This is a genomic window from Paenibacillus sp. FSL R5-192 (assembly GCF_000517845.1).
GTDB classification, from domain to species: domain Bacteria; phylum Bacillota; class Bacilli; order Paenibacillales; family Paenibacillaceae; genus Paenibacillus; species Paenibacillus amylolyticus.
This window is the reverse complement of sequence record NZ_ASPR01000043.1, coordinates 1-21,343: the sequence shown is the minus strand read 5'-3', so window position 1 is coordinate 21,343 and position 21,343 is coordinate 1. Positions and strand designations below refer to the sequence as shown.

Below are 21,343 nucleotides of genomic sequence, written 5' to 3'. Positions count from 1 at the left end.
TTCAGAACTGTACGTAAACCTGTACCTGTTACAAGGAACTTTTATGATCTGAATAAATGGAAATATTTGAGTGAGATAGTTATCCATATTATAGCTTTCAAAGTGAAGTGTGTATAGATTTTTTGACATGAATCATACATAAGACAATCGGAAATAGTGGTTAATTTTGTTTTGTACAACTAGAATACGCTCTCAATCTGAAGCGAAAGTGAAGCATTCATGAACATGACAGTATCAGTTCGTTAATCTCAACACATTCACTGGGCAGGTTAAGTGATTCTATATGTTGACTCTCAATTTGTCCACACCATTAAGTATCGTCTGAATAATACTATACCAAGGACTGAAATGAATGAATTCAATCGAAGGAGGGTGATGAAATGGCGATTCTATCAACTGGGCCCATTGAGAATAATATTTCAGGAATAACGGGGATCCGACCAACTCAATCCGTTACGGTCAAAATCGATAACCGGAATGCGACAGATGTGTTCACAGTGCTTCTTCGGGGCTATTACCTTAATGGAGTCAGAACATTATATGTAGAAGAACTGCTCAATGTATCACCTAATCAGGTCATAACCAAAGTTTATAATGGGAATTTTGATGCTTTTGAGTTTGTATTTTCAACCTCAGACACGGCTGCTCCAGAAGCACAAATATCCGTATGGGGTAAAAATGCCGCAGGCGAATTAGTCGCGGCTCACCGATTGGTATCCCAGGAGTTATTGGGAGAAACGCTGAGCACAACGGGTGTAACTGGAGCCACTGGAGCCACGGGTATTACGGGAGTAACGGGAGGCACTGGGACCACCGGAGTAACAGGAGCCACGGGCGTTACGGGAGTAACGGGAAGCACCGGGGTCACCGGAGTAACAGGAGCGACGGGCGTTACGGGAGCAACGGGAAGCACCGGGGCCACCGGAGTGACAGGAACCACGGGCGTTACGGGAGTAACAGGAGGCACAGGGGCCACCGGAATAACAGGAGCCACGGGCGTTACGGGAGTAACGGGAAGCACCGGGGCCACCGGAGTGACAGGAGCCACGGGTGTTACGGGAGTAACGGGAAGCACCGGGGCCACCGGAGTGACAGGAGCCACGGGTGTTACGGGAGTAACGGGAAGCACTGGAGCTACTGGAGTGACAGGAGCGACTGGTGTTACAGGAGCAACGGGAAGTACCGGGGCTACCGGAGTGACAGGAGCCACTGGTGTTACGGGAGCAACGGGAAGCACCGGGGCTACTGGAGTGACAGGAGCCACTGGTGTTACGGGAGCAACGGGAAGCACCGGGGCTACTGGAGTGACAGGAGCAACGGGCGTTACAGGGGCCACCGGAATAACAGGAGCCACGGGTATTACGGGAGTAACGGGAAGCACTGGAGCTACTGGAGTGACAGGAGCGACTGGTGTTACAGGAGCAACGGGAAGTATCGGGGCTACCGGAGTGACAGGAGCCACGGGCATTTCTGGAGTAACGGGAAGCACTGGAGCTACTGGAGTGACAGGAGCAACGGGAAGTACCGGGGCTACCGGAGTAACAGGAAGCACTGGGGTTACCGGAACAACAGGTGTCACTGGAGCAACCGGTACAGCAGGGCAAGGGTTGTCCTCTTATGCCTATATTTTTAATACTTCAGCTCAAACTGTAGCTATTGAAGCGGATGTAATCTTCGACAGCAACCAAAATCTTACTAATATTACTCATGCGCCCAATACCGCTGCGATTATTATTGGTAATGCCGGGGACTATGCGGTGTTTTTCAACGTTGCAGGTGTGCAGGCAAACCAATTCACCCTTTATCAAAACGGAGCCCCTGTAGGTGGCAGTGTCTATGGTTCAGGAGCTGGGACTCAACCGAATCCAGGCATGGTCATTATTACGGCTGCTCCCGGTGATGTGCTGACATTACGGAATCATTCCAGCGCATCAGCTGTTGGTCTGCAAACACTAGCAGGTGGAACACAGACCAATGCTAATGCTTCTATTCTTATTCAACAGTTAAGTGGTTAACTTTTAAATAATAAATGGGTGTGTCCAGAAAAATAGACATTTAAAATTGTGGTCCTATCTCATAATTAGTGGTTGACAGTCTTCGGTCGCAAATCATGGGAAGTTCTCACTTTAATAATTTTCGCATTAAAAGAGTCATAATATAAAGTCTAGCCGCTCTTTTTGAGTGGCTAGACTTTAGCTTAATTAATAGTTAAGTTCTCTCATTAAAAACATTATTACCGGCTAGGATTCCTGTAGAGCTCATAACCATCCTCTAGAACGCTGAAGTTCGTTAAACTTAGCATTTTTGTTTATCGCTTTAATATGCGGTGGGGTCGTTAGCGCTTGGAGCGAGAGAGCCCCTTTTCGTTATTGTATAACTTGGTTTACAGCCTTGGTTTAAATGCATCTCGATGTTCTCTCAGGAATGCATCAAGTGAACGCGGCGCTCTGCCAAGCAAGCGTTGGACCGTATCCGTAGGCTTCTCTGGCACAACGGAAGACATCGTCTGAATTTCCACAACGTGGTCTGCAAGCCAAGGAGGCATCTGTCCATGTTCGATCAGATCCGTTCGAAGCTCCTCGGGTTTGAGGTTGAAGAATCCGATCGGACGATTGAACAGGGTGGACATTTTATCTGCAATCTGTGCATAAGTGAATGCTTCGGAACCGGTAAGCGTGTAGATGCGGTTCACTGGTTTGTCTCTAGTCAGCACTTCTGTGGCAATATCTGCGATGTCTCGGCAATCGATGAAGTTGCACGGGGAATCTCCAATGCAGCCGAAGAATACATCTTGAGTTGTAATGGTTGGTGCGAGTCGGAGCAGATTTTGCATAAAAGCATAGGGCCGCAGCATTGTATATGTCATCCCGGATTTCACTAGAGCTTGCTCGATTTGTTCATGCCAGCCTGCTACAGTTACTGGTGAACGTTCGTCATATGCTGGGCTGGATATTTTGACGACATGCTTGACTCCCTCTTGCGCAGCCATCTGAATAATGGATGTCTCTAGTTCCACTTGTTTAGGGTTGTTGGATAACGCTAGAAATAGTTGACTGGTACCCGCCAAAGCTCTACGCATGGATTCGGAATCATTTGCATCGGCAGCACAGATTTCAATCCCGGACAACGCCAAGTCCGCCATTTGTTGACGAAGCTTATCCGGCTTTCTACTTACTGCCCGAACGGGAATATCTCTTTTCATCAAACGTCTCAAAAGTGCATTTCCAATCATGCCTGTTGCTCCAATAATAGTAATCATGTTTCAATCTCTCCTTATAATGAACTTGTTTATTTGATAATGTAAGCTCGCCAGCGCCATGTCATGATCGTACAAGCTATTGCACCGGACAATGGAAAATCGAACCCAATATGATCCAACCAAGCCCATGAAGAACTCGGGTTTACGATCTGCAATACATTAGAAATCCCCCACGCCGCCACCAAGCCAAACCCTGCGCCTGCAAGTGCCAAGCAGCCCACGACAACGATTCGGGGTGCTTTCGCCACCCACTGTGTGCGGTTCTTACGGTTACGAAGCCAGAGTCCGGCCCATAGAGCCATAAGTAGAGACGCCCCTCCAATCGTTGTTAAAGCTCGTAACTGAAGGACTTTATCAGCGGTAACGATTCCCCCGATGCTTGCCATGATGGCAGGAGACAAGTAGGCCGGGATTAATTCACGCCACAGCACAAAAGGTTTTGGGGGAGGATTAGCGGCTCGGTTTGGATAAGCTTCCTCGGAATGAATGGGGTCATTAAGGTTAACCATATCACTACTCCTTTTTTGTTTAGAAATCACTGATTTGCTTTCATTTATATATAATTAGGAGCCTAACTATATGGGGATGAAAATGGGCTAGTTGAACTAGCCCGGTTTACCTTTCTTCGTTATGCTCCTAGGATTTTGGTTCGGACAAGTCGTGTGACTCATCTGTAAGTGCAGCAATACCTTGTGTTACACGCCCCAGCAGGTTGAGAAACACACTCCTTTCCTCGATCGTAAGTAATCCGACCATCGCTTCCAGTCTAGCAAAATGTTCAGCAGCCATATCCGTTAGTTTCTTCGCACCTTTGGCGGTCAAAATGACTGACTTCTGACGACCATCAACGGAACTCGTCCGACGAGCAACCAGTCCGTCACGTTCTAAAATCTCGATTAGACCAGTTACGGTAGCACGGGTTACACCCAGATTTTCCGCCAGTTGGGAGGGCAGTTCTTCTCCTTCATGATCTTCAAGATCTGCCAACAGACGATATCGACCTGTCGATAAACCGAATCTGGAGAAATGGATTTCCGCAGCATGCCCAAGTTTGGCTCCTGCTACCATCAGTCTGGATGCGACAAGCACGGCTTGTGCATCCACGTCTAATTGATAGCGATCAACCTGACGCTTGGTTTGTACTAACGAAGGGATGAGGTACATATCAGTTGTTGATTTGTTTTGATTGTCCATACATATAGTATGGTGCCTAACTATATAGTTGTCAACTTTTGTTTAGACCATTCGTCAAGTTGGATGCTCTCGTAAAGTGTTCGTACAGAAAAAACCATGTGCCCAGAAAAAAAAGAGGAAACATGGTTTTCTTTTGTCTTTTTTCATATATATTGATCCAGTTGGAGAATAACTATCGGAACATATTCTTAACGACCATCCAGAGATTAGCCGGTTTTTCGGCCAAACGGCGGGTATAGTACGGATACCACATGGTGCCATAAGGTACGTAACAGCGAATGCGATAGCCTTCTTTGGCGAGACGTTCCTGTTCGCTCATCCGCAGACCATATAACATCTGGAATTCAAAGGCATCCGGCGAGATTCCCCGATCCTTGGCGTATTGTTTCGTCCAGTTAATGATGTGATCATCATGCGAGGCAACCGCAGTGTACACACCCTGATCGAGGTGATTACGAATCATCGTTTTGAATTGATGAATGACTTCAGAAGTATTCTGATAGGCGACTGATCCGGGTTCTTTGTAAGCACCTTTAACCAGCCGAAGCCGAATACCTTCCCGAATCATATCACGTGTATCTTCTTCGGTGCGATGCAGGTAGGCTTGCAATACTGTGCCTGTATTATGCAGTCCTTCCGAGTGCAGTCTTCGGACAATATCCAGCGTCGCTTGAGTAAATGGACTATCCTCCATATCAATTCGAACAAATAGATCATGTGATTTGGCTTGTGCGGCAACGGTACGGATATTTTGGTAACCCTCTTCCGGGTCAAGTGCGAGGCCCATCTGGGTTGGTTTTAGCGAGACGTTGGAGTCTACGCCTTCACGTGCAATGCCTTCTACCAGGCGTACATACTCATCCCTGTACAATGCCGCTTCGCTCAGGCGGGTGATGCCTTCACCCAGATGATCGAGCGTAGCCATAATGCCTTTGTTATTGAGTATGCGGATCTCTTCGAGAGCTTCTTCCAAGGTGTTTCCTGCAATAAATTTGCCTGCCAGCTTCTTACCATATCTAATGGACAGGTTCTCTACAGCTTTGTTGCCTGCCACGGTTAATAAGGTTTTGCGATATATTTCCGTTCCCACACTCATTTTCGTTTCCTCCTTCAGCATTGTGCATCCTTAATTCAAGCAAGAAACGTGCCAGATTTGGCGATGGTCTACTATTTTTCATGGAAATTTTAACTTTATAAAAAGGAATCAAAAAAATCTGGGGATAACAGCGATCGGAAGGTTATTCTGTCATCGGAGTGGCCCGTGTGAATTTTCTTTAGTTAAATTTAACGAGAAAAATATTTCAATCTCAACCGGAGTTGGCACGGATTTTGCTACATATATTTGGTGATGAGTAACATGCAAAATAATTCAGGCGAGCAGCCAGCGAATCTTACATCCTGAAGGAGGAATCATTGATGAATATCCCTTTTGTTAACGAACCATTCACACCCTTTGCAGTCCAGGCGAACCAGGAAGCATTTGAAGACGCACTTCGTCAGGTAGAAGCTGAACTTGGGCAGGAATACCCGATTATTATTGGTGGGAAAAAAATAACAAGCAGCCGCACGTTAACTTCCGTGAACCCCGCAGCCAAGAATCAAGTTGTCGGAACGATCCATCAGGCAGATCGAGAATTGGCCGAAAAGGCCATTCAGAAAGCGGCGGAGACATTCCACACATGGAAACATACTGACCCGAATGAACGGGCCCGTTATCTATACAAAGCAGCTGCCATTATGCGCCGTCGCAAGCATGAATTCTCCGCATGGATGGTCTATGAAGCCGGCAAGACTTGGCCTGAAGCGGATGCGGACACAGCGGAAGCCATTGATTTTATGGAATTCTATGCACGGGATATGCAGCGACTGAGTGAACCGCAGCCCCTCGTGCGGATTGCAGGGGAAGATAATGAACTGAGTTATATACCGCTGGGCGTTGGTGTTGTTATTCCACCTTGGAACTTCCCACTGGCGATTATGGCAGGTATGACCTCTGCTGCACTGGTATCCGGCAACACGGTAGTATTAAAGCCCGCCAGCACAACTCCGGTGATTGCCGCGAAGTTTATGGAGCTGCTCGCAGAAGTTGGTCTGCCGGATGGCGTCGTGAACTTTTTACCTGGACCAGGCAGTGAAGTGGGTGATTATCTTGTGGATCATGCGCTCACCCGGTTTATCAGTTTCACCGGTTCCCGAGATGTAGGACTGCGAATTAATGAACGTGCAGCACGTACTGCTCCAGGTCAGAAGTGGATTAAACGGGTTATTGCAGAAATGGGCGGCAAGGATTCTATCGTTGTAGACAGTGACAGTGATCTGGAACTCGCGGCAGAGTCCATTACCGCTTCGGCATTTGGTTTCTCAGGACAGAAATGTTCGGCGTGTTCCCGTGCCATTATTCATAAGGATGTATATGATGAAGTGTTGCAAAAAGTGATTGAACGGACACAGAAACTGACGATGGGCAGTCCACTTGAAGTTGGCAGTCAGGTTGGACCAGTTATCGATGACAAGGCATATGCAAAGATCACGGAATATATTGAAATTGGCAAGGGCGAGGGACGTCTTGTGCACGGTGGCGGTACCGGGAACGTTGAAGGTTATTTCATTGAACCAACCATAATTGCCGATGTGGATCCCAAAGCCCGGATTGCTCAGGATGAGATTTTTGGTCCTGTGCTTGCGTTCATCAAAGCAGAATCATTCCAGGATGCATTGGATATCGCCAATAATACAGACTATGGTCTGACCGGCGCGGTGATCTCACGTAATCGTGAACATCTGGAGCAGGCAAGACGTGAGTACTTTGCGGGTAATCTGTATTTCAACCGGAAATGTACCGGAGCACTAGTAGGCACACATCCATTTGGCGGATTTAACATGTCAGGCACGGATTCCAAGGCAGGTGGAAGAGACTATCTGCTGTTGTTTACCCAGGCGAAGCTGGTATCGGAGAAATACTAGACAGAAACCCATGATCCGACTAAAAACTTCTTACATTTGCTTGAATAGTATGCTATTATCCCTGCAAATCCTTTTGTTCGTATAAGAAACACAGATGCTTATTGCCGAAGGTATAAGGAGGGTAACGGATGTTGGGTGTTCAGTTGGTACAGGAACAACGTATTCGGCTGTCCATCACGCCGGAGATGAAACAATCCTTTCATTTGCTAACCATGTCTGGCCAGGATCTGACCCGTTACTTGCTGGATGCGGCGGAGGAAAATCCAGTACTCGAACTGGAAGAACAAGCCGCGCCCCTCGCCCGGATTCCGCGGCGAATGGATCAGCGCAGGTATGGTTCCTATGATCCGCTGCTTCAGGCCAAAGGTGCCGAACCTACTCTGGAACAATTGCTGATTGCGCAAATTCGAGTGATGAAAATTCCAGACGAATTGGAAAATATGGCCGTATATTTGGCAGGGTGCGTTAATGATGATGGTTATCTGACGGTTGAACTGGCAGAGGTGCAAGCAACACTTGAGCTTCCGATGAGCAAGATTGCAGCGGGACTGGATCTTCTCCAATCGCTGGACCCTGCTGGTGTAGGGGCGCGGAATCTGCAAGAATGTCTATTGCTCCAGATTAGACGTGATCCATCAGCAGCGCTGAATGCGGAGTGGATGGTGGAAGCGGGATTGGAAGCACTGGTTCCTTTTCACCCAGGTAGAACAGGGAGTCGATTAGGTATGACTTCACGGGAAGCTCAGACTGCCTATGACTATATTACACGTCTGGACCCCAAGCCCTGTCGATCGATCGGATGTACGGAACGGCCACATTACATTATTCCGGATGCCATTGTTGGGTTGCGTAACGGTGAGGTCCATTATAGTTTGCATGCAGCAGGTAACCCTCGGGTATCGATGAATGAAGCGTGCTTCCGCTGGATCAGGGAAGAGGCTCCCGACGCAACCTGGTCTACCCGCGTGGCAGAAGCGAGGGCTATCATTCGGAGTGTACACTTGCGGCGAAGGACTTTAGTACGTGTGTTGACGGCAGTGATGGAAGAGCAGAAGCACTTTTTGGTCAAAGGCCCATCCGCGCTAAAACCACTTAAACTGGCTGTTATTGCAGAGAAGATTGGCATACATGAATCAACGGTAAGTCGTGCGGTGAACGGTAAATACATTGAGACCCCACATGGTGTATATGAACTCAGGGCTTTTTTTGCCTCGGGAATCAGTACAACGTCAGGGGATAAAACATCAGCATCAGCGGTGAAACGTAGATTAAAAGAAATCATTCGCACGGAACAGGCTCAGCGTCCATACTCGGATAGTCATTTGGCCACATTGCTCGCCGAGGAGGGGATTGTCATCTCCCGCAGAACGGTTGCCAAGTACAGGGAGGAACTTCAGATTCTGCCTTCCCTTGAGCGTAAAAGGTGGGCTTAATCGAATAGCTGGCGTCTTATCATCTCTGAATACAAGAACCCCCGCAAACCGGATGAACGGTCTGCGAGGGTTCTTGTTAATTATTTGTGTTTGGGTTGCTGCATCAGTTTTCCTGATTACCTACAAACGTTCCATATTACGCAGGAAGTGTTCTCCGGCAATCCCTGGTGTAGTCATCTGTTCCGGATGAAGAATCTCTTCCAGTTCTTCCGGTGTTAACAATCCGCGTTCGAGAATAATCTCTTGCAAGGAAAGTCCAGTCTTGAGTGCTTCCTTCACAATGGAAGCTGCCACATTATAACCTAAGTGTGGGTTCAACGCCGTAACCACACTGAAACTTTGCTTCATGATTAATTCGCAGCGCTCACGGTTAGCTTCCATCTCTTCAACTGCATAACGCGTGAAAACATCGATGCCGTTATTCATAATTTTCAGCGATTGCAGCAAGTTGAACGCAATAACTGGGCCCATGACATTCAGCTCGAATTGACCGGCTTCACACGCCATACAGATCGTATGGTCGTTCCCCATCACCTGGAAAGATACCTGGTTAATGACTTCTGCCATAACGGGGTTGACTTTGCCCGGCATAATGGACGAACCTGGCTGACGCGGTGGCAGGCGCAATTCATTGAATCCTGCACGCGGACCTGAAGCCATCAGGCGAATATCATTACAGATTTTGGAAAGGCTAACCGCACATACCTTCAGCGCCGCTGAAAGTTCCAGATAGGCATCTGTGTTCTGCGTTGCATCCACGAGATCCTCAGCTGTTTGTAGTGGAAGTCCGGTAACATCAGACAGGTGCTCTGTAACCTTGACGATATATTCGGGTTTGGCATTGAGTCCTGTACCTACCGCAGTTGCACCCATGTTAATGGTAAGCAAGCGGCGATTGGCGAATTCAAGACGCTCAATATCCCGTCCGATTACACGGGCATAAGCTCCGAATTCTTGTCCAAGGCGAATAGGTACGGCATCCTGAAGATGGGTACGGCCAACCTTGACCACATCGTTAAATTCCACTTCTTTTTTACGGAACGCATCCTGTAGTCTTTTCATGGTAGCGAGTAACGTCTCCGACAGTCGGTACGCCGCAATGCGCAGTGCTGTAGGAACCACGTCATTAGTAGATTGGGACATGTTCACATGATTATTGGGATTGCAATGGAAGTAGTCTCCCTTGCTTTTGGTTAACAGTTCCAGCCCGCGGTTGGCCAAAATTTCATTCATATTCATATTCATGGAGGTGCCTGCACCGCCCTGAATGGAGTCTACAATAAAATGATCCAGATGATGGCCTTTCATCATTTCTTCAGCTGCCATGACGATCACATCGCCAATCTTGCTCGGCAGCATCTTCAACTCCATGTTGGTAATGGCTGCTGCCTTCTTCACCGCAGCCAGAGCCGTGATCAGCTCCCGGTGTACCGGAACGCCGGTAATCGGGAAGTTTTCCACGGCCCGTACCGTTTGAATTCCGTAATAAGCATAAGCCGGGATTTCTTTTTCACCGATAAAATCTTTCTCCGTCCGTGTGGACATAGTAGACATCTCGTTCGCCTCCAGTGGCATCAATAAAAATAGTTCGGCTCCAGCGTTGCTGAAGCGCACTCAGTATATCATTTAAGCAAAATGGATGCCAATCTAAATCATTTGGCCTCTTGTGCCGATAATAAATAAAATTAGGGATATTTAAATGGGATATTATTCAATTTTTAAGAAAGTGAGGGATATCCAAGCTTGTCTTATACATTATGCGCTATATGGTAGAGAAGTCATGCATGAACGGCAAATATGAGGGGGAATAGAACGTTTTCAGTGATGTATATCACATGAAATTTGGTACTTGATTGGTAAAATAGGAAAAAAGGACTACGGGGTGTGCACATGAAATGGACTTTAGGAGCAAAGACTGTCGCAGGTCTGGTACTGATTTCGATTATTACCTACGGAACTAGCGGCTTTTTTATATTTTTTGTCAAAGACTGGGTTACGTTAGATATTCCGAATTGGGTATACATATCGATTATCCTGATCATGGGAGTATGCTGGAACGGGATTCTGGGATGGTTTGCCTCACGCTGGCTGACTCGTCCAATCGTTCACCTGTCCCGGGCTGCACAGCAGGTATCAGCGGGAGATCTGACAACCGAGATTCCGCAGCGACGCACGCAGGATGAACTTACTGTATTATATGATGCTTTTCGCGCAATGGTTTCTAACCTTCGAAGCATTGTAAATGATATTGCAGACAGTACAAGAACGACTTCACAGAACGCACAGTCTCTGAGTGAAGCGATTACCCAGGCCGCTGAACAGATCGAGATGATGTCGGATGCAGTGGATCATATTGCGGTAGGCGTAGAAGAGCAGAAGGTCACTTCCCATCAATCTCTGATCACTGCGGATGAGATGCTGAACGATTTCCAGCGTATGCATAGCCAGTCCATGGATATGACAGAGATGTCCGGTCAGATGGAACGATCGGTGGATCATACCAAACAGACTTTCTCATCGTTGATGAAAGGGATGGACGAGCTGGCCGAGTCGCACAATCGTTCCCGCGATATTATGTTGTTGCTGGAGAAGGAAGCCTCCGATATCGAGGTAATTACCCAGTCTGTCAAAAACATCGCAGAGGAAACAGGGTTACTTGCCCTGAATGCTTCCATTGAGGCTGCACGAGCTGGCGAAGAGGGTTCTGGTTTTGCAGTCGTGGCGCAACAGATCCGCAAGCTGGCAGACGAAAGTAAGGAATCGGTACACCGTATTAATGAGCTGATTAGTCGTGTGCAAGAGCGGATCAGGGAGACAGCCCAACTGTCTCATGAGCAGCATGGTCTCGTGGTTAATGAATCAGAGCGGACCGTCTCTGTGGATCAGACGTTGCATGAACTGACAGGAACAGTGGAAGTATTTATGAAGGGTGCGCATGATATCGGCTCCAAGATTGCAGAACAGACCGGTCGCGTGGAGCAAACGCACGGTCATGTGAAGAAGATCCAAGGGAAAGCTGGATCGTTCTCGGATGAGGCGAGACGAATTATGGATGCCGCACACGAAGAGACAGCCATCATGGAGGAGATTTCATCCTCGGCTGAAGAACTGAGACAATTAACCGATCGGTTATTGGACAAAACCAAAGCATTCCGGATGCAGCCTTAAGCTGTGTTCGGGATTTTTTTTGTTTTTGGAGCACAGTTTTGGCATGATAATTTGCTTATTCTGGTTAAAGCCGAACGTTCTTTCGTGAAAACGAAAATTTGTAAAGATTATTTTATGAAAGATTAACAAATTCGCAACTTGCAGGCGATAAATGAAGATATAATAGGATTATCACAACAGATAAAGGAGCCCAGTATATTGAAAACTTGGACAGGTATCCTGCTGATGATTATTTTGGCGGTAGCTACGATTAGTACAACTTCGGCTGCCAGAACCATGAATGAATCGCAAAAACAGCTTAACATAGATGATCAATCCAGCCAGACCGAAGTGGTCGAGGCTTCCAATATAGATAAACTGCATGACACAACGAAGACAACACAGGAATCCATTCCTGTGAAAGAGGAATACGTTTCGGTAGCTCCAGAGAATGAGAACGTCAGATTATACCCTATGAAAGTTGAGGGTTCAGGATATATATATAACGGAATGATTTTGGAAGTGGACGGCAAAACGCGAGAATTTAGTGATTGGCAGGGAGAAGGCGGGTCTTACAAACCCGAAGTGCACGAGTTGGATCTGAATGGAGACGGCCAGAAAGAAATTATCGTTTTGTACACGGAAGGTCATGGAACAGGTATTTATTTGGGACAAGCACGTATCATTAATCCGGTAACGCTGGAAGAGATGAAGATGCAATCTCTGGATGAGATTGCGAAACAGCATGTGAAGTCAAAAGTTACGGTTAGATCAGACCGTGTGGATGTTGATGTCGCCGTTGATGGCGTTCAAGCAGAACCTTTACGGATCGAGGAAGATACGAGTGGCGGCGTATATAACGAAGAGTTGGGATTCGGTGGAGTTACCTATTACAGTGTAGAGGATGGCCAGCTTGTTGTATCAGCAGCAGGATCTTACGGTGCGGCTTTGTATGCGGGTGATCTGACATTTGCTTATGAGTATCAAGATGGCGAGTGGAAGGCCGTAGATTTGAAGTACAGCATGGAAGTGTATGAAGAAGAATATTATGAATCTTTTGATTGATATCATCCTGTTGATATCATAGTGCAGTGGGAATTAAAAGTTCTCGATTGTGGAGTTAAGTGAACAACTGACAAGAATATCTTCCTTTCTCCGTATACGGACAATGGGAAACAGGGCGAGGCTGAAAAAAATGGGGACATACAGCCTCGTTTTGTGCTGCCCGGAAATAGGCAATGTGTACTAAAAATGCAGTAAACAATTGACATTATCACTTTAGTCGTTTAAATGTATAAAGGACAAATCATTTTAACATTCAGGAGGGATTTTGATGAAGAAAAAAGTTGTACTGGGTTTGATGGTAGGCACACTAACGCTTGGGATCGGAACAGGTGCACTCGCAGCAACAGGGTTGGAGCAGATTAAAGCCTATCTAAACAGCAAGATTACGCTAAAAATGGATGGTGCCACGGTGACAGCCAAAGATGCCAATGGTAAAACAGTGTTGCCTATCACTTACAACGGAACGACTTATTTGCCTGTGCGTGCTGTGGGATCTTTGCTTGGGACAGAGATCACTTATGACAGTGCAACTTCATCCGTCCTGATTGGCGGAAAGAATGGATCTGCGCCCGTAACCAACGGAAAAGTAACGCTGAGTGCACTTGGAACATCCGTACTGGGATCTACCGCTTGGCACACCAAAGATCCTAAGGATACCACATATAAAGGCAAGGATTACAAGGATGTTTATCTGCATAATGATCCTACGAAACAGGGGGATGATATCCAGATTAATACGGGTAAAAAGTATTCTTCTCTGCACTTGGAACTTGCCGCGCTGAAAGGAAATCAGGAGATTCATATCTATGATCAGGATCTCGCGACACTCAAAAAGTTCAATATCACTCCAGAAAGCGGTATGATGAGTCTAGATGTGGATGTTAAAGGTACAGACGCTGTCTATGTAGAGATTGTATCTGAAGATCCGGGTTCGGCTCTGTTTGTACCGCTCACAACATCGTATCTGACGAAGTAAAACACAATCTGCAAGTTTGCGACCTTACAGAAGGGGCAAGACAAGCATAAACATAAAAAAACGATGATTCACTAGGCGATTCCTGAACCGTATCCGGTATTCAGAGTTGCCTGGTGAACATCGTTTTTTATTTTCTTTTTGTTACGAATATTAACGAATGACGGTATCCAGCGGTTTAAGATTGGCTTCAATCTCGGCGCGGCGACCTTCAAGGAATGGAGGCAAAGCAAGCGATTCACCCAGATGCTCCAATTCTTCGTCTGTATCAAATCCCGGACCATCGGTTGCAAGTTCGAACAGAATACCGTTTGCTTCACGGAAATATAGGGAGCGGAAGTAGAAGCGATCTACAAAACCGGAGTTAGGGAATTGGAAGTTACGAACCCGTTCCACCCATTGTTTCAGTTCTTCTTCGTTATCTACACGGAACGCAACGTGGTGTACGCTGCCACGTCCAGGACGCTCTTGGGCAAGGTCATTCCGTTCCTCAACATGCACCTCGGAGCCACTGCCACCTTCACCGGATTCAAAAACGAGTACATCAGGTTGACCTGGAGTAAAGGCAGGATAACTTCCTTTAGCTCTGAAACCGAGCAGTTCGGTAAGAACCGGAGCGGTAAGGGAAGCATCTTTTACCGTAAGATGGATAGGGCCAAGGCCTACAATGCCATACTCGGCAGGCACAGGGCTCTGATCCCATGGTTTACCACCAGCGACACCTTTATTATTTTCATCTGAGACCAGAATCAGACGTTGTCCTTCAAAGTCTGTGAACGAGAGCGTGGCACGGCCATCCCGTTCAACAATCTCTCCGTGTGGGACTTCGAATTCGTCAAAACGTTGCTGCCAGTACGTAAGTGCCGCATCACTTGGAACGCGCAGTGACGTTCCGGATATGCTGTTCACCCCTTCACGAGTCTGTCCGGCCATCGGAATCTCAAAGAAGGTAAGTTCGGTACCCGGTTTGCCTTTTTCATCGCCATAGAAGAGATGGTAGACGGACACGTCGTCCTGATTGACTGTTTTTTTAATGAGGCGCATACCCATGATGTTGGTGTAGAAACGATAGTTCTGATCGGCATGTGCTGTTAGAGCTGATACGTGGTGAAGTCCTTTGATTTGCATAATATTTCCTCCTAGATGAATTGGGATAGTGTAAATGTTTAGTTGAACAATTGTTAAGTACGGTATATTTTATTTCGATTAAGAAAGTTACTAACTTTTCGTTTGTTTTGGTTCTGAATTTATCTTAACATAAAGATATTTAAATTACAATGCTTATTTAGAATTCCAACTGGACAGCTCTTTCATTCAATGGCAAAATGAAAAAGTTAACATTAAAGAGAGATAATGTTGGTGAGATCCTTGTAAAGGAGAGAAGAGATGCATGGCGTATCCACCATGGCTGGACCCGTATGATGCAGAGCCGTTTATCCTGTTCTCCACTTCACATATCGTTTCAATTAGCGTAATTACAGCAATGATTGTACTGATGTTTTTGCTTCGACACCATCTTCGATCATGGTCAGAGAGGGCACGCCGCATACTGCGAATTGTTCTGGCTTGTATCATGTTTGCCTGTGAAATTGTGCTGCAACTCTGGTATGTGTATGGAGGGATATGGAGCCTGCAGACGTCACTGCCACTCGAACTATGCAGTCTGTCTCTGCTATTATCGGCGTTGTTACTACTGACACGCAGTCGACTGTTACATTCTGCATTGCTGTTTGCAGGCATTGCTGGAGCCCTTATGGCGATCCTGACTCCTAATCTAGGTTATGGTTATGCACATTTTCGATTTATTCAATTTTTCGTTGCTCATGCCTGTATCATTCTGGCTTTACTCTACATGACTTGGGTGGAACAGCTGCGACCTAGCTGGAGATCTGTAGCAGGTTCCATGATATTTGTGAATGTGGCTGCACTAATCGTATACGTTGTAGATGTCATGCTTGACGCGAATTACATGTTTTTGAGACACAAGCCGAGTACACCCTCGGTGCTTGATATGTTAGGTCCTTATCCAATGTACATCCTTGGGGAAGAGATACTTGCGCTAGTCTTGTTCTCGCTGATGTACATTTTGCTCTTTGCCATTCCAGATCGGTTGAAGCATCGTGTGAAAAAAGGTAAAAGCTCCGCGGTATAGGGATAATCCTTGTAGTTGCGCCTGCGCCGTACTATAAACTCTTTATATATAAAACATCCCGCAGTAATCTGAACGGATCAGATTACTTACGGGATGTTTGGGCGTTGTCCCTGAAAGGGGCCAACTTATATTGATATTTTTATCCACGGAGCAGAGATTCCGCACCATCCACGTAGATTCGTGTACCTGTAACATGAGAGGCTTCATCGGAAGCGAGGAACAGAACGAGGTTCGCCACTTGCTTCGACGTTCCAGGTTCGCCCTTGAGCGGATGTTCGTGACCCTCAGGGAATTCAACAGGAATCTGTACTTCTTTCAGATCATCCGACGGGTAGGTGTTATCATCAATGTTGGTATCGATGGCTCCTGGGCAGACGGCGTTAACACGGATCTTATAACGAGCCAGCTCCAGTGCAGCCATCTTGGTAAACGCAGTTTGTCCCGCTTTGCTGGAAGCGTATGCAGAGAAACCGATCCCTGAGAAGACCCGGTTACCGTTGATGGAACTGGTGATAATGATGCTGCCGCCATGTTCTTTCAGATGGGGAATAGCATATTTGACGGTTGCGAAGGTTCCGCGCATATTAATCTCCATCGTTTGGTCCCAGTCCTCAATTTCCATCGTTTCAATCGGGGCCATCGTTCCGTTAATGCCGGCATTCGCAAATATGATATCCAGTTTACCCGCTTCAGCCGCAGCCTGATTGATTGCCTTCTGCACATTATCCGGTTTGGAGATATCACATTCGATCACATACGCTTCTCCGCCAGCCTTTTCAATCGTCTGTTTTGTTTCCTCCGCATTTTCGGGTGTTCGATCCAGCATGTACACTTTGGCTCCATGCTCGGCGAAACGAATAGCGGTAGCTTGACCAATACCGGATCCACCTCCGGTTACAATCGCGACTTTGCCTTCCAAACGTTGTTCTGTCATCTCTGATCCCTCCATGAGTTAGATTATCGTTGTACGCTCTACTTCTAACATACCCGGCTCAAGATGCGTGAATCATATGTGTATATATCAAAAAGAACAGGACCGCAATGCGGCCCTGTTCTTTGAACAGATCATCTTCATGATCTGTCTGCTGTAATATTATTTTGGCATGTGTGATAGGAGACACCCCTAGGTCATGCCCTGGCTTACTTATGTTTCTTCCAGTCCATTGCACTGTTATTGAGCAAATATTCGAAATCGTTATCCCGGCGCTTCTGCTCCGCTTGGCGAGCTTCTTCTGCCTGCTGACGTTCCTGCTCTTTAAGAGCCGCTTCTGCAGCCTTGGCTTCATCCGCCTGAGCTTTCAGCTTCTCCAGCACATCACTGCTAAGCAGATCCTTCAGTGTTGTGGGTTTATCCTGTGCTACTGCTGCTTTGGGAGCAGGAGTGCGTTTTTTGGATTTTGCCATAGGAAAATCTCCTTTCCAAACATGAATCAGGTTCCATTTATCGTACAGTAGTCATAGTATATCAGGTTCCCGTAAAGCATTCCATGAATCTGCGGAACAAAAGCAGGAAAACGAGGGTTGCGTGACGAATGAAAACGGGTATAAAATCATATACTATTACCGATACTGCGACTATTCCCTGGAGAAAGGAGTCGTTGTTCGTGGAAGTAAACCGTGGTTTACTGAAAGGGCTTGCATGGGGCGTTGCCTTTAGCTGCCCGTTATGGATTGCGATTATCGGCTGGTTACGTTTAATGGGATGGATGTATTGAGGATGATGCCGGAAGAGGTCATTTTTTATAAAGTCATATATGTAACCGTTATCATTAAAATCAATAAATAAAGCTCTGCCTTGCGAGATACGCACAGGACAGAGCTTTTGTTTGTTTTGCAGTTTATTAACTCATTAACGAGATATAAAAATGAGGTTTCATCTGTTTGGCTAAGCTGCTGATTAAGGCACTTTTACCGGCTCTGGATACTCCAGACCATGGGTGTCTACCGTAACTTTTTTCATGACCTGATCGGTATCGGGTTTGTCCTTGATTTTGCTTATTTTCTGAGCTGCAATACCATCAACGACTTCTAAACCTTCGGTTACTTTACCAAAGGAAGCATAGGCATTATCAAGATGATCCGCGTCAGCTAACATGATGAAGAACTGAGAACCAGCCGAATCCAAATTATCTCCGCGTGCCATGGAAATGACTCCGCGGGTATGATTCAGGTGATTTTTGTGACCGTTGGATGTAAATTCACCCTTAATGGCATACCCTGGGCCACCTCGACCATTACCGTCTGGATCTCCGCCCTGAATCATGAAACCTGGAATAACACGGTGAAAGATTGTGCCATCATAGAAACCCTGATTCGCTAGTGAAATAAAGTTGTTCACCGTATTGGGCGCAATTTCCGGATATAGCTCAATGACGATCTTCTGTCCATCTGCCATTTCAATAGTAGCTACCGGATTGGGACCCGTTGGTTCAACTGGAGCTGGTGTTTCTGTAGCGCCACTCGAAGGGCGTCCACAACCACTAATGCCGATAAGCAGCATCGCGAGAACCAGCGAAACCACTGTGTTTTTTTTCCATCGTAAAGACATGAAAACGTTCCTCCTTGCATCTCTGCATTATATATTTTCTCCAAATCATATTTGGATATTTACCCAACTATCATACCGTTTTTGTGGACAGGATGGCAATGTAATACATGTGTTTGTGGTGAACAAGGGATGGCCTTCATGGAATGATGGGTGTAAAATAAGGAAAATGCTTCCGCATCGGGGACGTACGGGTCTGTTCCGTCCGCTCCAATACACGGCAGTCCCGGCGTCAGTAACGGAAAGGGCGTGCGGGTATATGAACTTCTCGTGGAAGCGCAATCTGGTCATATTGTGGATTGGTGTATTTTTTTGCAGCACCGCCTATTCGATCTCGATTCCATTTCTGCCCCTGTTTCTAAGTGCTGACTTGGGGGTTCGTGATCACCTGGAGTTATGGTCAGGACTGGCATTTGGCATTACGTTTCTCGCGAGTGCACTCGTGTCTCCGTTCTGGGGATCACTGGCTGACAAATACGGACGCAAGCCCATGCTGATTCGGTCGGGATACAGCCTTGCCGTCTTGTATTTAATCAATTATTTCGTGCAGGACCCGTATTCTCTGATTGTTGTTCGATTGTTTCAGGGTCTGCTTGCAGGGTTTGTTCCAGCAGCGATAGCCCTGGTAGGCACGAATACACCTGAAGAGAAGACGGGTTATGCACTTGGTATTATGTCCACTGCAGGAGCCACTGGTGGTATTATTGGACCGTTAATTGGTGGCGTGGTGAGTCATTATTATGGGAACCGGAATGCATTTTTGTTTTCGGCTATTGTTGTGTTAGTCTCCGCGATCATCGCAACCTTCTGGGTAAAAGAAGAGAACTTCAACCGGAACAAAGCGCGTTCCCACGTCATGGATGACATTCGTGAAGCAAGAGCGAATCGTTTGTTTATGACGGTGCTTGGCATGATGGGCATATGTACATTCTCCGTCATGATTCTGGAGCCACTATTGACGGTCTATGTGATGGAAATGGGCGTTCAGCCGGATCGTGCCTCACTCAGCTCGGGTATTATTTTCTCAGCGGTCGGGGTAGCAACAGTTATTATGGCGCCGCGTTGGGGCAAGATTGGTTCAAGGATTGGATACGGTAAAGTGTTGATCATTGGACTGGTTGGTGGGGCTGTAGGGAATCTTCTGCAGTTCTTTACAACAGGTTATATCGCATTCGGCATTTTACGATTTGTGTATGGTTTATTCTTTGCCGCTGTATTTCCGGCAATTAACGCCATGATTGTGCAGGCTACCGCATCGAGTTTCCGGGGCAGGGCTTTTAGTCTGAATCAATCCGCTGCCCAGATCGGGACGATGGCTGGACCGATTATTGGTGGTGTTCTCGGTGGCTGGTTGCCGATACGCTGGATTTTTATCATTAATGGACTTGCACTGATCATCACTGCGATTGTCGCGAAGTGGTCGGGATTGGATCACAAACTGCCTGGAGCAGGTAAGGTTTCCGCTAAGCGATGATGCTAAATCACTAAGAGTACGTGAACTTACAGGTAACAAAAAAGATGACGCTGTGAAATTACGAGGCCACTGAAAAAGTCCAACATCTATAAACAGATATCCCTCCTCATTTTTTTGAGGAGGGATATTTGTTTTCCTGTATAATTAAATGATTAATTTCAGGTGGTGTCTCGGATGATTTCAAACCAACAATCTCTTAACCTTAGTGCATTTATGGACATATACGATATCGTCGTACCTAAAGATAATATGCTTCGTCAAATCAATGATCTCGTAGATTTTTCATTTGTTCAGGTAGAATTGCAGCATAGATACTGCCTCGACAATGGTCGCAATGCAGTGCCTCCCATTCGAATGTTCAAATACCTATTGTTGAAATCCATTTTCGATGTATCCGATGCGGATGTTGTGGAACGTTCTAAATATGACATGTCCTTTAAGTACTTTTTAGATATGGCGCCTGAAGATGAAGTCATTAATCCTAGTTCACTAACGAAGTTTCGCAAGCTTCGCTTGAAAGATGTGAACCTCCTCGACATACTAATTCAAAAGACCATGAAGATCGCGTTGGAGAAAGAAATTATCAAAAGCAGCGCAATTATTGTGGATGCCACCCATACGAAAGCGCGATTTAATCAGCTATCACCCAAAGAAATATTAATGCAAAAGTCTAAGTTGTTGAGAAAATCCGTTTACAAGATCGATGAAAAAATGAAGGATAAATTCCCACCGAAAACAACGACGAACGAATTATCTGATGAACTGGACTATTGCCAAAAAGTTGTAGATGCAGTAGAAAAAGAAGAATCTCTCTGTGAATACCCAAAGGTGAAAGAAAAGCTGAACTACTTAAAAGAAATCATAGCTGATCACCATGAGCACTTTCAACTCAGCAATGATCCAGATGCACGAATAGGTCACAAAACGGCAGACTCCTCGTTCTTCGGTTACAAAACACATTTTGCTATGAATGGAGAACGAATTATTACAGCTGCGGTAATTACGACTGGTGAGAAAAGTGATGGAAAACAACTCCAAACTCTCATTGAAAAAAGTCGTGACACAGGTATGAAGATCGATACCGTCATTGGAGATACTGCCTATTCTGAAAAAGATAATATTCAATATGCCAATCAC

At 46.2% G+C, this 21,343-nt stretch carries 18 protein-coding genes; 9 read left to right on the top strand and 9 right to left on the bottom strand.

From position 1 onward, the window contains the following. The first annotated feature begins 380 nt into the window (after window positions 1-380). Window positions 381-2,015 carry a beta strand repeat-containing protein gene (locus C161_RS20390; protein WP_051449835.1) on the top strand — a complete coding sequence of 545 codons (1,635 nt, stop codon included), beginning with the start codon at window positions 381-383 and terminating at the stop codon, window positions 2,013-2,015. Window positions 2,016-2,383: 368 nt separating this feature from the next. Here C161_RS20390 and C161_RS20385 read toward each other — a convergent pair whose 3' ends face one another. The 4 genes from C161_RS20385 to C161_RS20370 all read right to left on the bottom strand — a co-directional run bounded on the left by C161_RS20385 (window position 2,384) and on the right by C161_RS20370 (window position 5,549). Next, window positions 2,384-3,259 (bottom strand): SDR family oxidoreductase, encoded by an 876-nt coding sequence (locus tag C161_RS20385; RefSeq protein WP_036672388.1) that lies wholly within the window; start codon window positions 3,257-3,259, stop codon window positions 2,384-2,386. Between the two features lie 29 nt (window positions 3,260-3,288). Next, window positions 3,289-3,768, bottom strand: a complete 480-nt coding sequence (locus C161_RS20380) for a hypothetical protein (RefSeq protein ID WP_036672385.1) — start codon at window positions 3,766-3,768, stop codon at window positions 3,289-3,291. Between the two features lie 127 nt (window positions 3,769-3,895). Then, complete coding sequence (locus C161_RS20375; RefSeq protein WP_051449834.1) at window positions 3,896-4,453, bottom strand: MarR family winged helix-turn-helix transcriptional regulator; 558 nt, start codon at window positions 4,451-4,453, stop codon at window positions 3,896-3,898. Between the two features lie 172 nt (window positions 4,454-4,625). Then, complete coding sequence (locus tag C161_RS20370; protein ID WP_036672382.1) at window positions 4,626-5,549, bottom strand: proline dehydrogenase family protein; 924 nt, start codon at window positions 5,547-5,549, stop codon at window positions 4,626-4,628. A gap of 320 nt (window positions 5,550-5,869) precedes the next feature. Between C161_RS20370 and pruA the strand changes: the two genes are divergently transcribed. Both pruA and rpoN read left to right on the top strand, forming a co-directional pair. Then, window positions 5,870-7,417, top strand: a complete 1,548-nt coding sequence (gene pruA / locus C161_RS20365) for an L-glutamate gamma-semialdehyde dehydrogenase (protein ID WP_036672380.1) — start codon at window positions 5,870-5,872, stop codon at window positions 7,415-7,417. A 128-nt stretch (window positions 7,418-7,545) separates the two neighbouring features. Next, complete coding sequence (rpoN, locus tag C161_RS20360) at window positions 7,546-8,850, top strand: RNA polymerase factor sigma-54 (RefSeq protein WP_036672376.1); 1,305 nt, start codon at window positions 7,546-7,548, stop codon at window positions 8,848-8,850. 120 nt (window positions 8,851-8,970) lie between these two features. On the opposite strand, the gene C161_RS20355 is transcribed toward rpoN, so the two are convergent. Further along, window positions 8,971-10,404, bottom strand: a complete 1,434-nt coding sequence (locus C161_RS20355; RefSeq protein ID WP_036672373.1) for an aspartate ammonia-lyase — start codon at window positions 10,402-10,404, stop codon at window positions 8,971-8,973. A 336-nt stretch (window positions 10,405-10,740) separates the two neighbouring features. Between C161_RS20355 and C161_RS20350 the strand changes: the two genes are divergently transcribed. The 3 genes from C161_RS20350 to C161_RS20340 all read left to right on the top strand — a co-directional run bounded on the left by C161_RS20350 (window position 10,741) and on the right by C161_RS20340 (window position 14,038). Continuing rightward, window positions 10,741-12,018, top strand: coding sequence for a methyl-accepting chemotaxis protein (locus C161_RS20350; RefSeq protein WP_036672371.1), 1,278 nt, complete (start codon window positions 10,741-10,743; stop codon window positions 12,016-12,018). A gap of 198 nt (window positions 12,019-12,216) precedes the next feature. After that, window positions 12,217-13,062, top strand: a complete 846-nt coding sequence (locus tag C161_RS31640; RefSeq protein ID WP_051449833.1) for a hypothetical protein — start codon at window positions 12,217-12,219, stop codon at window positions 13,060-13,062. Between the two features lie 268 nt (window positions 13,063-13,330). Continuing rightward, window positions 13,331-14,038 (top strand): stalk domain-containing protein, encoded by a 708-nt coding sequence (locus C161_RS20340; protein ID WP_036672368.1) that lies wholly within the window; start codon window positions 13,331-13,333, stop codon window positions 14,036-14,038. A gap of 150 nt (window positions 14,039-14,188) precedes the next feature. On the opposite strand, the gene C161_RS20335 is transcribed toward C161_RS20340, so the two are convergent. Beyond that, the gene (locus C161_RS20335) at window positions 14,189-15,163 is read right to left on the bottom strand and encodes a ring-cleaving dioxygenase (RefSeq protein WP_036672365.1); all 975 of its coding nucleotides are present in this window, start codon (window positions 15,161-15,163) and stop codon (window positions 14,189-14,191) included. A gap of 262 nt (window positions 15,164-15,425) precedes the next feature. Between C161_RS20335 and C161_RS20330 the strand changes: the two genes are divergently transcribed. Next, window positions 15,426-16,187, top strand: a complete 762-nt coding sequence (locus C161_RS20330; RefSeq protein WP_036672363.1) for a YwaF family protein — start codon at window positions 15,426-15,428, stop codon at window positions 16,185-16,187. 139 nt (window positions 16,188-16,326) lie between these two features. Here C161_RS20330 and C161_RS20325 read toward each other — a convergent pair whose 3' ends face one another. The 3 genes from C161_RS20325 to C161_RS20315 form a co-directional block, all read right to left on the bottom strand. Further along, window positions 16,327-17,121: an SDR family oxidoreductase gene (locus C161_RS20325; protein ID WP_036612094.1), complete on the bottom strand. Its 795-nt coding sequence runs from the start codon at window positions 17,119-17,121 to the stop codon at window positions 16,327-16,329. A 206-nt stretch (window positions 17,122-17,327) separates the two neighbouring features. Next, entirely contained in the window at window positions 17,328-17,591 is a 264-nt protein-coding gene (locus C161_RS20320) for a YqkE family protein (RefSeq protein WP_036612099.1), read from the bottom strand. Window positions 17,592-18,084: 493 nt separating this feature from the next. Then, complete coding sequence (locus tag C161_RS20315; protein ID WP_036672360.1) at window positions 18,085-18,735, bottom strand: peptidylprolyl isomerase; 651 nt, start codon at window positions 18,733-18,735, stop codon at window positions 18,085-18,087. 256 nt (window positions 18,736-18,991) lie between these two features. Here C161_RS20315 and C161_RS20310 point away from each other — a divergent pair, with 256 nt between their 5' ends. Both C161_RS20310 and C161_RS20305 read left to right on the top strand, forming a co-directional pair. Next, window positions 18,992-20,206 carry an MFS transporter gene (locus C161_RS20310; protein ID WP_036672358.1) on the top strand — a complete coding sequence of 405 codons (1,215 nt, stop codon included), beginning with the start codon at window positions 18,992-18,994 and terminating at the stop codon, window positions 20,204-20,206. Window positions 20,207-20,380: 174 nt separating this feature from the next. After that, a partial coding sequence (locus tag C161_RS20305) for an IS1182 family transposase (protein WP_036672356.1) occupies window positions 20,381-21,343 on the top strand: 963 nt, incomplete at its 3' end.

Coding starts and splice junctions, on each gene's coding strand:
- C161_RS20390 (WP_051449835.1), top strand. CDS start 381: ATGGCGATTCTATCAACTGGGCCCATTGAGAATAATATTTCAGGAATA.
- C161_RS20385 (WP_036672388.1), bottom strand. CDS start 3,259: ATGATTACTATTATTGGAGCAACAGGCATGATTGGAAATGCACTTTTG.
- C161_RS20380 (WP_036672385.1), bottom strand. CDS start 3,768: ATGGTTAACCTTAATGACCCCATTCATTCCGAGGAAGCTTATCCAAAC.
- C161_RS20375 (WP_051449834.1), bottom strand. CDS start 4,453: ATGGACAATCAAAACAAATCAACAACTGATATGTACCTCATCCCTTCG.
- C161_RS20370 (WP_036672382.1), bottom strand. CDS start 5,549: ATGAGTGTGGGAACGGAAATATATCGCAAAACCTTATTAACCGTGGCA.
- pruA (WP_036672380.1), top strand. CDS start 5,870: ATGAATATCCCTTTTGTTAACGAACCATTCACACCCTTTGCAGTCCAG.
- rpoN (WP_036672376.1), top strand. CDS start 7,546: ATGTTGGGTGTTCAGTTGGTACAGGAACAACGTATTCGGCTGTCCATC.
- C161_RS20355 (WP_036672373.1), bottom strand. CDS start 10,404: ATGTCTACTATGTCCACACGGACGGAGAAAGATTTTATCGGTGAAAAA.
- C161_RS20350 (WP_036672371.1), top strand. CDS start 10,741: ATGAAATGGACTTTAGGAGCAAAGACTGTCGCAGGTCTGGTACTGATT.
- C161_RS20340 (WP_036672368.1), top strand. CDS start 13,331: ATGAAGAAAAAAGTTGTACTGGGTTTGATGGTAGGCACACTAACGCTT.
- C161_RS20335 (WP_036672365.1), bottom strand. CDS start 15,163: ATGCAAATCAAAGGACTTCACCACGTATCAGCTCTAACAGCACATGCC.
- C161_RS20330 (WP_036672363.1), top strand. CDS start 15,426: ATGGCGTATCCACCATGGCTGGACCCGTATGATGCAGAGCCGTTTATC.
- C161_RS20325 (WP_036612094.1), bottom strand. CDS start 17,121: ATGACAGAACAACGTTTGGAAGGCAAAGTCGCGATTGTAACCGGAGGT.
- C161_RS20320 (WP_036612099.1), bottom strand. CDS start 17,591: ATGGCAAAATCCAAAAAACGCACTCCTGCTCCCAAAGCAGCAGTAGCA.
- C161_RS20315 (WP_036672360.1), bottom strand. CDS start 18,735: ATGTCTTTACGATGGAAAAAAAACACAGTGGTTTCGCTGGTTCTCGCG.
- C161_RS20310 (WP_036672358.1), top strand. CDS start 18,992: ATGAACTTCTCGTGGAAGCGCAATCTGGTCATATTGTGGATTGGTGTA.